General features: G+C 69.0%; 10 protein-coding genes. 7 read left to right on the top strand and 3 right to left on the bottom strand.

The features are described 5' to 3' along the window. Positions 1 to 382: 382 nt before the first annotated feature. The 5 genes from CFP71_RS36055 (at position 383) to CFP71_RS36075 (ending at position 7,347) form a co-directional block, all read left to right on the top strand. Positions 383 to 2,125: a cation:proton antiporter gene (locus CFP71_RS36055; protein ID WP_244199965.1), complete on the top strand. Its 1,743-nt coding sequence runs from the start codon at positions 383 to 385 to the stop codon at positions 2,123 to 2,125. 51 nt (positions 2,126 to 2,176) lie between these two features. Further along, complete coding sequence (locus tag CFP71_RS36060; protein WP_093938431.1) at positions 2,177 to 3,001, top strand: SAM-dependent methyltransferase; 825 nt, start codon at positions 2,177 to 2,179, stop codon at positions 2,999 to 3,001. A 40-nt stretch (positions 3,002 to 3,041) separates the two neighbouring features. Further along, positions 3,042 to 3,935, top strand: a complete 894-nt coding sequence (locus tag CFP71_RS36065) for an EamA family transporter (protein WP_093938422.1) — start codon at positions 3,042 to 3,044, stop codon at positions 3,933 to 3,935. A 101-nt stretch (positions 3,936 to 4,036) separates the two neighbouring features. Continuing rightward, positions 4,037 to 5,278, top strand: a complete 1,242-nt coding sequence (locus tag CFP71_RS36070) for an ATP-grasp domain-containing protein (RefSeq protein ID WP_093938423.1) — start codon at positions 4,037 to 4,039, stop codon at positions 5,276 to 5,278. Positions 5,279 to 5,313: 35 nt separating this feature from the next. After that, positions 5,314 to 7,347, top strand: a complete 2,034-nt coding sequence (locus CFP71_RS36075) for a hypothetical protein (RefSeq protein WP_093938424.1) — start codon at positions 5,314 to 5,316, stop codon at positions 7,345 to 7,347. 160 nt (positions 7,348 to 7,507) lie between these two features. Here the strand turns inward: CFP71_RS36075 and CFP71_RS36080 are convergent, their stop codons facing one another. The 3 genes from CFP71_RS36080 to CFP71_RS36090 form a co-directional block, all read right to left on the bottom strand. Continuing rightward, positions 7,508 to 8,194: a choice-of-anchor P family protein gene (locus CFP71_RS36080; protein ID WP_244199966.1), complete on the bottom strand. Its 687-nt coding sequence runs from the start codon at positions 8,192 to 8,194 to the stop codon at positions 7,508 to 7,510. A 26-nt stretch (positions 8,195 to 8,220) separates the two neighbouring features. After that, a complete protein-coding gene (locus CFP71_RS36085; RefSeq protein WP_093938426.1) occupies positions 8,221 to 9,039 on the bottom strand; it encodes a L,D-transpeptidase family protein in 819 nt (272 codons plus the stop codon). Between the two features lie 276 nt (positions 9,040 to 9,315). Further along, on the bottom strand, positions 9,316 to 10,575 hold the full coding sequence (locus tag CFP71_RS36090) for a helix-turn-helix transcriptional regulator (protein ID WP_093938427.1): 1,260 nt from the start codon (positions 10,573 to 10,575) through the stop codon (positions 9,316 to 9,318). A 149-nt stretch (positions 10,576 to 10,724) separates the two neighbouring features. Between CFP71_RS36090 and CFP71_RS36095 the strand changes: the two genes are divergently transcribed. Continuing rightward, positions 10,725 to 11,810, top strand: coding sequence for an S-(hydroxymethyl)mycothiol dehydrogenase (locus tag CFP71_RS36095; protein WP_093938428.1), 1,086 nt, complete (start codon positions 10,725 to 10,727; stop codon positions 11,808 to 11,810). Beyond that, positions 11,807 to 12,439 (top strand): MBL fold metallo-hydrolase, encoded by a 633-nt coding sequence (locus tag CFP71_RS36100; RefSeq protein ID WP_093938429.1) that lies wholly within the window; start codon positions 11,807 to 11,809, stop codon positions 12,437 to 12,439. The genes CFP71_RS36095 and CFP71_RS36100 overlap by 4 nt, the downstream gene beginning before the upstream one ends. The last annotated feature ends 72 nt before the right edge of the window (positions 12,440 to 12,511 follow it).

The raw sequence follows: 12,511 nt of genomic DNA on the forward strand, positions 1-12,511 counted from the left end.
GGCCTTCCGGGGCTTGCGGCAAGGACTCGAGTCTCCGCCGGAACTCGGCGGCCTCGGGACTTATTGGGCGGTAAGTCAAATATGCCATGGTCGACTCCGCCGAGCAGGCCTTCTTCGCTGCCTTGAGGGCAGGGTTCGGACTGACCGGCGACCGGTCATGGGGTCGTGAGTGGTAAAGAGGGTTCTAACCCTCTTTACCACTCACGACCCCTTCGCGAAGTGTCCAAAACGGGCGTTCCAGCCGAAAGGATGTCTCATGTGGACGGTCGAAGTCGCGATGCCCTATCAGGCGGAGCCGGCCGGATTCCGACTGTCCACAAGAGACAACTGTCCGGCTCGCCGGGTCCGCTTCAGGATGCCGACTCGCCGATCCGGTGTTGTCATGTCACCTGTGGACCTGACCCTCGTCGTCGTGCTCGGCGTCATCAGCATCGTGTTCGTGGCCGCGTTCTCCGAGCGGCTCAACCTGGCCGCGCCGCTGAGCCTCGTGCTGGTCGGCATCGGCCTGAGTTTCCTGCCGGGTGTCCCGCATCCGGAGGTCGAACCCGAACTGATCCTCGCCGGGGTGCTGCCGCCGCTGCTGTACTCGGCGGCGGTGAACATGCCGATGGTCGACTTCCGGCGGAACATCCGGCCGATCACCGGTCTCGCGGTCCTGCTCGTGGTGGGGTCGACGCTGGGCGCGGGCTGGCTGTTCCACTGGCTGGTGCCGGACATCGGCTGGCCCGCCGCGTTCGCGCTCGGGGCGGTCATCAGCCCCACCGACGCCGTCGCGGCGACGTCCGTGGGACGGCGGCTCGGCCTGCCGCCCCGGCTGCTGACCGTGCTCGAAGGAGAAGGGCTCGTCAACGACGCCTCCGCGCTCGTGCTGCTGCGATCCGCCGTCGCCGCGGTCGCCGGATCCGTGTCCGTCTGGGGCATCGTCGGGGAGTTCGCCCTCGCGGTCGTGGTGGCGGTGGCGATCGGGATCCTGGTCGGCTACGTCAACGTGCGGGTGCGCGCGTTGCTGGGCAACGCGGTGCTCAACACCGCCATCTCCTTCGTGGTCCCGTTCATCGCCTACCTGCCCGCCGAAGAGGCCGGCGCTTCCGGTGTCCTCTCCGTCGTCGTCGCCGGCCTGGTGACCGGTCACCTCGCCCCGCGGTATCTGCGCGCGACGGACCGTCTCGCCGAGACCGTCAACTGGCGCACCGTGGCGTTCCTGCTGGAGAGCGGGATGTTCCTGCTCATGGGGCTCAGCGTCAAAACCCTCGTCGACGAGGTGCACAAGGACGGTTCGAGCGCCTGGCAGGCGCTCTACATCGGCCTGGCGGCTTCGGTGCTCGTCATCCTCGCGCGCATCGTCTTCGTCGGGCCGCTCGTCGCGGGCCTATACCGCGAACAACGCAAGGCCGCGCGATTCAAGCCTCGCCTGGAAACGACGCAGGCGGTGCTGCGGGGCGACGAATCCGACCCCGCCGTCACCGAGCGGCTGGACAAGGCCTCGCCGCGGCGCGCGGCGTACTTCCGGAAACGGCTCGACCGCGCCGCCGCCGACGTCGAATTCCGGCTCACCGAGACCCTGGGCTGGCGTGGCGGCGTGGTGCTCGGCTGGGCCGGGATGCGCGGGGCGATCACCCTGGCGGCGGCCCAGACCCTTCCGCAGGACACGCCGGACCGCGGCTTGCTCGTCCTGATCGCCTACGTGGTGGCGACCACGACGCTGCTGGTCCAGGGCCTGACGCTCCCGGCGGTCATCCGCGCGGCTCGCGTCCCCGAGGAGGATCCGGCCAAATTGCGCCAGGAGTACGTCCGGCTCATGGCGGAGCTGACCGACGCGGCCAGGAACCTGCTGGACGACCCGGCCCTGGAAGACCCGGGCAACGGGCCGTTCGGCGAGCGGGTCCTGGACCGGGTGCGGTCCGACACCCGGATCCCGGCCGAAGGATCGGCGAAGCGCCCGGCGCCCGAACAAGCCGAAGGCGTGTTCCAGTACCTGCGGCTGAGGTTGCGCGTCCTCACCGAGCAGTCCGAACGTCTCCAGCGAGCCAGGTCGAGCGGCCGCTACAGCTCGGAGGCCCTGAGTCGCGCGCAGACCTCCCTGGACGTCGAGATGGCGCGCCTCGAACAACTGGCGGACCGGTAATGTACGGATACCTGATTTGCCGCCAGCGAAGATCTTGGGGTCGAGATGAGCATGGACGAGGCCGCGCGCTTGAGCGCGGCGGTGGACAAGGTCTCGGTGGGCCGGGTGTACGACTACCTGCTCGGCGGGACGCACAACTACGCCGTCGACCAGGCGTTCGCCGAGAAACAGCTCGCCGTGCTGCCGGAGATCCGCGACTTCGCCAGGGCGAACCGGGCGTTCCTCGGGCGCGCGGTCCGGTTCATGGTCGATCAGGGGATCCGGCAGTTCGTGGACATCGGCTCCGGCCTGCCGACGCAGGGCAACGTGCATGAAGTGGCCGACGAGGTGGCCCCGGGCGAATGCCGGGTCGTCTACATCGACAACGAGCCGATCGCCCGCGCGCACGCGCAGATCCTGCTCGAACAGACCGCGGACCCGAACCGGCACGCCGCGCTGGACGCCGACTTCTTCGACCAGGGCCTGCTGTGGGAACGCGTGCTGGACACCGGCCTGATCGACCGGACCCAGCCCATCGGACTGCTGCTGGTGGCCCTGCTGCATTTCATGCCCGACGAGCAGAACCCGCACGCCACGCTCGGCTTCCACCGCGCGATGCTGCCGTCCGGGAGCTTCTTGGCGGTGTCGCACATCCACGTCGCGCCCGAGGACGTCGAGACCCAGAACGCGGGCAAGCAGGTGGCCGCGGAGTACGGGCGCCGGACCAACCACACCGCGATCATGCGGTCGCGCGAGCAGGTCGCCGAGTTCTTCGGTGACCTGGAGCTGGTCGACCCCGGTCTGGTGTGGCTGCCCCAATGGCGGCCCGGCGACGGGGATTTCGTCGACGAAGCCCCTCGTTCGCGCGGGCTGGCCGGAGTGGCGCGCACCCGCTGATCGGGTTTCCGCCCCGCGGGCGAGGCGGTATGAAGGAACGATGATCAGCGGGGGTAAGGCGCGCGTCGTGCCCGCGGATCGCACCGTGCTCCTGCTGCTCGCGCTCTACGTGTGCTGGGGTTCGGCGATCCCGGCGATGAAGCTGATGGTCGAAACGATTCCGCCGATCGGCGGAGCGGCGCTGGTCTTCCTGCTGTCCGGGCTCGTGCTCGCCGGTGTCGCGCGCGGGCGTCCTCGGCCCACGCGCAAGCAGGTCCGGACCCTGACGGCCGCCGGGGTGTTGTTGCTGGTGGGCGGCCAAGGGCTCGCCACCGTGGCGCTGACGGAGGTGACCGCCAGCCTCGGCGCGATCCTGGCCGCGGCCATTCCGCTGTGGGTGGTGCTTCTCAGCGGGTTCACCGGGGCCCGGGCGTCGGCCGCGTCGTGGATCCGCCTCGTGGCGGGGTTCGGCGGCATCGTGATCGTCGTCCTGACGGCGCCGGGAAGCGCCATCGGCGGCGCGCCCTGGGCGGTCGTGGCGTTCTGTGTGGCGCCGATCCTGTGGGCGGCGGGGAGTCTCCTGACGGCGAACGTCGACCGTCCACTGGATCGCGTCGTCGCCAGTGCGGTCCAGTTGCTCGCCGGTGGAACGGTGCTGGTGCTGGTCGCGCTGTCGCTCGGCCAGCTCGATCCGGCGCGGTGGGCGGACGTCGGCTGGACGTCGGCCGGAGCGGCGGTGTTCCTGCTCGTTTTCGATTCCCTTCTCGGGTTCATGCTCTACACCCGGCTGCTGGAGACCGCGCCGGCGCCGCTGGTCAGTACCTACGCCTACATCACACCGCTCGTCGGCGCCGCCATCGGCGCGACCGTGCTCGACGAGCCGCTGTGGGCCGGTGCCTTCGCCGGTGGGGCACTGGTGCTCGGCGCCGTCGCGCTCGAGCTGCGGGGGCGCTGAGTCCGGCGCGATCTGCGGGCCACCCCGATGTCGCTTAGCGTGGAAAGCAGCTTCCCTTCAACTGGTGAGGAGCTGACGACACCGACACGGAGGAACGGTCTATGACGCGGCTCGACGCGGCCACGAAGGATCCGAACAAAGGGTACGTAGCTCTTCTCGGGTGGAGCCTCAACGCTGTCGAGGCACTGGACCGGTTCGATCGGCGGTACGTCGTCGTCGCACCGGACTGGGCCGAGAAGTACTGCGTGGAACACGACATTCCTTATCTGCCATGGAATTTCGAGCGGCTCAACGACCGCTCGCTGGAGATCGCCGAGACGCTGCAACAGGAAGGCGTCGACGTCGCGATCCCGCTGTTCGAGGAAACCGTGGAGTGGGCCGGAGCGATCAACGCCGTCCTGCTGGACAATCCGCGCCTGTTCGGCCAGGCCATGCTGCTGCGGGACAAATCGCTGATGAAGCGCCGCGCGCAGCTCGGCGGTATCCGGGTCGGGATCTTCGAAGAGGCCCACGACCGGGATGACGTGATCCGCTTTCTCAAGCGTGTCAACCAAACCCTGCTCAAACTCGACGGGGACCCGAACGACCCGATCCATCTGAAGGCCTTCGACAAGGCGGGCTGCCTCGGGCACCGCGTCGTCCGCACGCCCGACGACGTCGACGCGATCCCCGAGGAGGAGTTCCCGGTACTGATGGAGTCGCATCTCGACGGCTGGGAGTTCGCCGTCGAAGCGTGGATCCACAAGGGAAAGATCAAGTTCCTGAACATCTCCGAGTACGTCACGCTGGGCTACTCGGTGTTCGTGCCCGCCACTCCGGAGCTGGAGCGGTACCGGCCGCAGATCACCGCGCAGATCGAAAAGCTGATCAAGACCTTCGACATCGAGTTCGGCTTCGTGCACCCTGAGTACTTCGTCACCAACGACGGTGAGATGTACTTCGGCGAGGTCGCCTACCGGCCACCGGGTTTCAAGGTGTTCGAGCTGCTGGAGCGCGCCTACGGGTTCAACGCCTACCAGGGATTGGCGCTGGCCTTCGATCCGAAGACGACCGAGGAGGAGATCGACGCGTTCTTCCCGAAGGAGGTCGAAGACGCCAGCGGGGTCGCGGGCTGTTTCGGGGTCTACCCGCGTCGCCGCGTGGTCAGCGAGCTGCGGATCCCACCGGAAACCGAGGACCACGACTACTACGAGTCACACGATCTTTCGGCGCCGTTGGAGGAGACGGTCACCAAACGGACCGCGTTCGGTACACACTGGGGTCTGCTGTACTTCTTCGGCGATGACGCCTACGAGATGCGTGACCTGCTGAAGCAACAGGAAGAACTAGACTTCTACGTCTGAGGGGCAGCCCCGCGCGCAGGAGACCGACCCGAGGGATGCCTTTGAAACCGACCGTCGATGTTCATGGCGCGTCCGCCACGCTGGACAAACGCGTGGCCTCGCTCGACGACGCCATCAGGGCGATGGCCGAAACCCGAGACTTCGGCAAGCACACCAAGCTGCGGCGGATACTGGAAGCGTTGCGGCGGGTCCTGGTGCAGCCGGGCGGTGCCGCGGCGGTCCAGGCCAGGGCGCGGGTGCTGGAGGAGGCAGGCCTGTTCCTGGGGACGGACTGGGCCACCCCGGAGATCCTGATCCCGGCGCTGGTCGGGCCCGGCCTCCACGCCGGGGACGCGGACACCGTGGTGATGGAGGCGTGCAGCGAGCTGCGCACCCTCGCCGTCGCCCGCGGTGACTACGATCACCCGACACTGTCCGCGGAGGACGCCCGCGAGTTCCTGTCCCAGGTGCTCGCGCTGAACCTGGAACTGCTGTTCACCCCGCCCACCGAGGCGGAGCGCACCCGGCAGGGCCGGACGGCGCAGCTGATCAGGGACCTGTTCCGGCACGTGGCCGACGAGATCGGCTACGAGAGCGTGCTGGACAAACTGGTCGAGGAGATCTGGCGGATCCTGCGCCAGCGTCCGATCCAGGTCGACCAGGTGCAGTCGCTGATCACGCGGATCGCGGTCTACCGCGGCGATCCCGAGGTCGATCTCGGCAACGCCTCCGGGCAGGGCATCGACAGATTGATCACCGCGCTGTTCGGCACCACGGAGGCCTGCCGGGAAGACCCCGGCACCGAGGTCTTCCGGTCCCGGCTGGAGGCGATGGACGACGGTGGCCTGCAATACGAGGCCACCGGGTTCGCCAGGGCCATGCACGACACCGGGCTGGTCTCGCCGTATCACGCCGAACTGCTGCGATTCCTGCGGCACAAGAGCGATTACCTGCTCGGAGAGGCACTCGGCCTGTCCGACACCGGCCGCAACTGCCTGCTGCGCCACCGGGACCTGATCCACAAGCTGATCGAGGTGGCGGTGCACACGCAGACCGCCCAGTGCATCTACGGGCTGGCGCTGCTGCTCGACCGCGGCATCCTCCACGCGCCGCCGATGGTGCCCGCGCTGTGGCGTCAGCTGGGACTGGAACTGTCCGAGAGCGCGCGCGAGCGGCTGACGGCGGTGTTCGGCGACGAGCCGGGACCCGAGGCGAGGCTGACCGCGGGCGTGCTGTCGATGCTGGGCCTGCCGCTGGGGGTCGGGCAGGGGGACAACCCGACCTGTCAGTCGGCCCGCGCGCTGTCGATGTGGGCCTACAACGACCCCGACTACCTGCTGCAGATCGTGGTCTGGGCGGCGCGGGACGACGAGATCGTCATGCACTTCGAAGGCCAGCCGATCTCGTCGAACGACAGCGCGGGTGGGGTCGCCACCACCCCGCAGACCGATCTGGACCCGGTTTCGTTGCTCGTGGTGCCGCATCTGGACCGGATCTACGCCGAAATGGGGCGCCGCTGCATCGGCAGGCCCGGCGATCCGCACCGCTGGGTCAACCCCGAGTTCCACGGCTGGTGGGCCGCGCGCGGGTTCCGGATCAACGTCGACGTCGAGACCGGGAACCTGATCGACCTCGACAATTTCCTGCGGCAGTTCCACGTGAGCTACCACCCGGCCTACAACGGCGGGCAGCCGCTGATCCACCCGCAGCCCGCCGGTGTCGCCGTCACCGACAGCGCGGCCCGCTACGTCGGCTGGCACGCGATCACCATCCTGCGGGTCGCCGCCGACCCGCAGGACGTCACCCGGGTGTACTTCTACAACCCGAACAACGACAGCGGACAGGACTGGGGCGACGGCGTCGTGGTTTCGACCGCGGGCAACGGGGAGCGGTTCGGCGAGGCCTCGCTGCCGTTCGACCAGTTCGCGTCGCGGCTCTACATCTTCCACACCGACCCGCTCGAACACGGGGAGCCGGAGAAGGTGCCCGCCGAGGACGTCACCAGGATCATCGACTACATCGAACGCAGTTGGGGAGTGAACCGGTTGCCGGGCGGCACGCTCCAGGCGTCGGAGGCCCCGCAGCCCTAGCCCGCCTGGTACGCGTGATCAGACCCGGATCTCACGTGCTTGAAGGCGGAACTCGCGTGCTTGAAGGCGGATCTCACGAGATCCGTCTCCAAGCACACGAGTTCCGCCTCTGAACACGCGAGATCCGGGTCTGATCACGCGAGTCAGCGCCGCGGCAGCGTCAGCCGGTGACGTCCAGGTGGGCGGGGACCGGGGTGGGCTTCGGGGCCTTGCCGCCGGGCTGCGGCTTGTCGCCGGGCTTGGTCGGCGGTTCCGGCTTCTCGCCCGCCGCCTTGGCGCACGTGGCCGACGCGATGTCCAGGGTCTGCGTCTTGCCGAGCAGTTTGGCCGAAACCGCCGTCACGGTCAGGGTTCCGTCGGCGTTCTTGGTCTGCTTGTTCACAGTCAGTTCGAGCAGCGAGGCCACCGGCACCGTGGTGTTCGGCGCGACCTGGTCGAGTTTGAGCGTCTTGCCGCCGACCTTCAGGTTCGCGATCGACACGGAACCCTTGCCGTTGCCGCATTCGGCCTCGATCACCTCGGCGCTCAGCCCGGGAAGGGCGGTCCCGGTGGGCAGCAGGCCGAGGTTCAGCGCGAGCCCGGCGACGCTGGATTCGGCGTGGCCCGGTTTCACGGCGGCGTTCAGCGCCTTCGCGCCGACCAGCGACGGCCCTTCGGTCGGCAGCGCCACCGAGGCGAGGGATTCCTTGCCAGGCCCGGAAACCGAAGGCGTGCGCGGAATCTTGACCAATCCGGACGCGGCGATGGCGTACGCGGACTCGGCAGGGGCGGCCGTGGCGGGGGCGGCGGTGAGGAGCAGGCAGGCCGCGGCCGTGCAGGCGAGCACGCCGGATGTACGTGGGGACAAGGAAATTACCTCCGTGGTTCGAATATTCAGGTGATGTGCACGACGGTGCCGAGCGGCAGCTCGACGAGGCGGTCCAGCGCCTCGCGAGTGACCCGGATGCAACCGTCACTGGTGGCCTTGCCGACGAAACTGTTGTCCGGCCAGGTGTGCAGGCCGACCGTGCCGGGCCCGCCGCCGAAGGTCTCGTGCGAATCGGAATGGTTGCTCAGCGGCAGCACGATCGGGCTGTAGGTGTTCACGCTCTCCTTGATCGAGGCGAGGATGAACGCGCGGCCGGTGGGGGTGGGGTGTTCGGGCTTGCCGGTGCCGATGGTCCACGAGCCGGTCTGCTTGCCCGCTTCGAGGATTTCCAGGCGGAATCCGGCGAGGTCCACGCGGACCTCGAAATCGTTGTGCGCCGTTTCCACGGTCTCCGGGGTGGCGTGCAGCCAGCCGGTCGCGCCGTTGGGGCGCGTGGGCAGCAGCACCTGCGCCCAGTCGCCCTGCCGGGCGATCACCGGGACCCAGGTCGGCGAGCCGATCTGGGTTTCCGGAAGCCGGGCGATCGGCTCGGCCCCGGGAGCGCGGTAGATCGCCGCGTCCGCCTTCGGGTGCAGGACTTCGCCGCCGGCGGGGAGTTCGCGGGCCGGGTCGGCCGGCGCGGATTTCAGTTCACCGAAGGTGTTCGCCTCGGGCAGCGCGGCCAGTGCCTCGGGCGACGAGGACGGCGGGGCGACGGGAGCCGCGGCCCCGCCGCCTTCGGCCGGGGCGGAGCCGCAGCCTGCCAGAACCATCAGCGCCAGTGCGAGAAACGCGACGGCCGGCTGAGGGCGTGGGGCACCGCAAGAGGTCTGCGATCGGGTCATTCAATGCCTGTCCATGCGCAGGGTCATTCGCAACGGGATGCGAATCCGGGAGGGTTATCTCTAACAGCAGGACAGTGCGCCGATCAATCCGCGCGCTCGTTCTTCAGGACGAATCTGCCTGCGGTTTCACAGTATTACCGCAGCTCAGGAGGGTGCGCCGAGTTTCACTCGATCGAGGCGAAAAGGCGAATTCTGTTAACGCCGAGAAAACACACTCTGAGTATTTGACCCTGCGGCCATTCGGTGGGGAATGGACAACGGCGCCGAGGGTGATGATCACGCGGAGTGTTCGGCGGCGATTCCTGCGGTCAAGGCCAAAGCCGCGGCTTCACCCCGGGAACCGACGTCCAGCTTCCTCAGCACGCCCGCGACGTGGAACTTCACCGTGCTCTCGGTGATGCCGAGCGCGGCGGCGATGGCCTTGTTGCGCTGCCCTCGCGCCACGAGTCGCAGCACTTCGAGTTCACGGCGGTTGAGGTCGGCGAGCACGGCCTCACCGGCCCGGTCCGATTTCGGCTCGAAAGGGAGGTCGACGGTGACGCGGCTGCCCCAGCCGGGAACGGCGTCGACCTCGACGGTGGCTCCGAGGGTCTTCGCGCGGCCGTCGAGTTGCAGCCGCAGGCCCGCGACGTCGAGTTCGCCGGATTCCTGATCGCGGATGTCGAGGCGCAGCGCCGTTTCGTCGCTCGTCCACGCGACACGGAGGCGGGTCAGCTCCGGCTGGGCGGTGAACGCGAGCACCGCGGTGCACGTCATCGCGCGGGCGGCGTGGGCGACCTCGCCGGGCAGCGGACGCCCGTCCTTCGACGGCGCGACGAACTCGATTTCGGCGCCGTGATGCCGCGTCACCTGCCGGACTTCCCGGCGGAGCCTGCCGAACGCGGTGTGCGCCGGTTCCTCGGACAGCGCGAGATCGGTTTCGTGCGCCGACCGGAGCGCCACCAGCGCGGCGGAGGCGGAGTCCGTCGCGACGAGGCGGGCGCGATGGTCGTCCAGGCGGGTCGAGCGCAGCGCGCTCAGGATCGTCACGAGCGCGGTTTCGTGCGCGGCGGCCATCTCCACGATCGTGCGCGCGCGTTCACTGGACGCCGCGCGCGACTCGGCGAGGTAGTCGGGGCTGGCCTGGGTGACCTGCTGGCGGATGGACGTCGCGACGATGCCGAAGATCTCCGCCAGCGGACCAGGCCGGGGAAAGCGTTTGCGGCTCGGGCGCGGGACGAGCACGAGCAGTGTCCCGCCGGGATCGCGCACGGCCCAGACCGTTCGCGCGGCGCCGCCGAGAGTGGCCGTCAGGGTCAGGTGCCCGCCGGGTTCGACGAGGGATTTGATCGCTTCGAGTTCGCGGATCGCGACCTTGTCGGCGATCTCTTTCGCGCCGGTGACCTTGCGCGGCCTGCCGGTACATTCCAGGGTGAAGATGACGAGCGCCTGGTGCGGCCAGTCTTCGGCGAGCAGCCGTGAAAACCGGCCGGCGATCTCGGCCAGCGGGCCTTCGACGACGTCGCGCAGCGCTGTCAGGTCGGCCGATTCGGGCATCGTCGTCAGCGTAGCCGTCACCCGACCTGGTCGAAAGGCCAGGTTTTCTCGACCGACGGCCAGGTCGCGGCCGCCGGTGTCCCGGTTTAACCTCGCGTCAGGCATGCGTCGCCGCGCATGTCTTCGTCGTCGAGCGGAGGAAACAGGGAATGCCACAACAGGTGCGCGGGGTGATCGCCCGGTCGAAGGGGGCGCCGGTCGAGCTGACGGACATCGTGATCCCCGACCCGGGGCCCGGTGAGGTCGTCGTGTCCATCGCGGCCTGCGGTGTCTGCCACACCGATCTGACCTATCGCGACGGTGGCATCAACGACGAGTTCCCCTTCCTGCTCGGCCACGAAGCGGCGGGGACCGTGGAAAGCGTCGGCGAGGGTGTCGATTCGGTGCGGCCCGGCGATTTCGTCGTGCTCAACTGGCGAGCGGTGTGCGGGCAGTGCCGGGCGTGCAAGCGGGGGCGTCCGCAGTACTGCTTCGACACCTTCAACGCGACGCAGAAGATGACCCTGACCGACGGCACGGAGCTGACGCCCGCGCTCGGCATCGGCGCGTTCGCGGACAAGACGCTCGTCCACGCCGGACAGTGCACGAAGGTCGACCCGGGCGTGGATCCCGCCGTCGCCGGCCTGCTCGGCTGCGGCGTGATGGCCGGTCTCGGCGCCGCGGTCAACACCGGCGGTGTCGGCCGCGGTGACTCGGTGGCCGTCATTGGCTGCGGGGGAGTGGGCGATGCGGCGATCGCCGGTGCCCGCCTGGCGGGCGCGTCGCCGATCATCGCCGTCGACCGTGACGCGCGGAAACTGGAGTGGGCGCGAGACCTCGGCGCGACGCATACGGTCGACGCCACGGAGACCGACGCCGTCGCCGCGATCCAGGAGCTGACCGGCGGCTTCGGCGCCGACGTCGTCATCGACGCGGTCGGCCGCCCCGAGACCTGGAAGCAGGCCTTCTACGCACGCGACCTGGCGGGCACCGTGGTGCTGGTCGGCGTGCCGACGCCGGACATGCGGCTGGAGATGCCGCTGCTGGACTTCTTCTCGCGTGGTGGCGCGCTGAAGTCGTCCTGGTACGGCGATTGCCTGCCGGAGCGGGACTTCCCGGTGCTGATCGACCTGCACCAGCAGGGCAGGCTGCCGCTCGACCGGTTCGTGAGCGAGCGGATCTCGCTCGGCGACGTCGAGAACGCGTTCCACACCATGCACGCGGGTGAAGTGCTGCGTTCGGTGGTCATCCTGTGAGCGGCGACCCGCGGATCGACCGCGTCGTCACGAACGGTGTCTTCGAACTCGACGGCGGGTCGTGGAACGTCGACAACAACATCTGGCTCGTCGGGAACGACGACGAGGTCGTGATCGTGGACGCCGCGCACGACGAGCGCGCGATCACCGAGGCTGTCGGCGGCCGTCGCGTGGTCGCCGTCGTGTGCACGCACGGGCACAACGACCACGTGACCGTGGCCCCGCAGCTCGGCGAGCAGCTCGACGCGCCGGTCCTGCTGCACCCCGGCGATCGGGAACTGTGGGAGATGACCCACCCCGGGCGCGGATTCCGGAGCGTGGAGGACGGCGAGCGGATCGCCGTCGCGGGCACGGATCTCGTAGTGATCCACACCCCGGGTCACTCGCCCGGTTCGGTCTGCCTGCACCTGCCCGAGGGCAAGGTCCTGTTCTCCGGTGACACGCTGTTCTCGGGCGGGCCGGGGGCGACCGGGCGTTCGTTCTCCAGCTTCCCGACGATCATTTCGTCGATCGAGAAGCGGCTGTTCACGTTGCCGGAGGAGACCCGGGTCCACACCGGGCACGGCGACGGGACCACCATCGGCACGGAGGCGCCGCACCTGGCCGAATGGATCGCGCGGGGCCACTGACCTCGTCACGACCACTTTCACCGAGGCGGCGCCGGCTCGTGGTTGCCGACCGCGGTGTCGCGAAAGCCACTT

It is taken from the genome of Amycolatopsis thailandensis, assembly GCF_002234405.1.
In the GTDB taxonomy this organism is placed as follows: Bacteria; Actinomycetota; Actinomycetes; order Mycobacteriales; family Pseudonocardiaceae; genus Amycolatopsis; species Amycolatopsis thailandensis.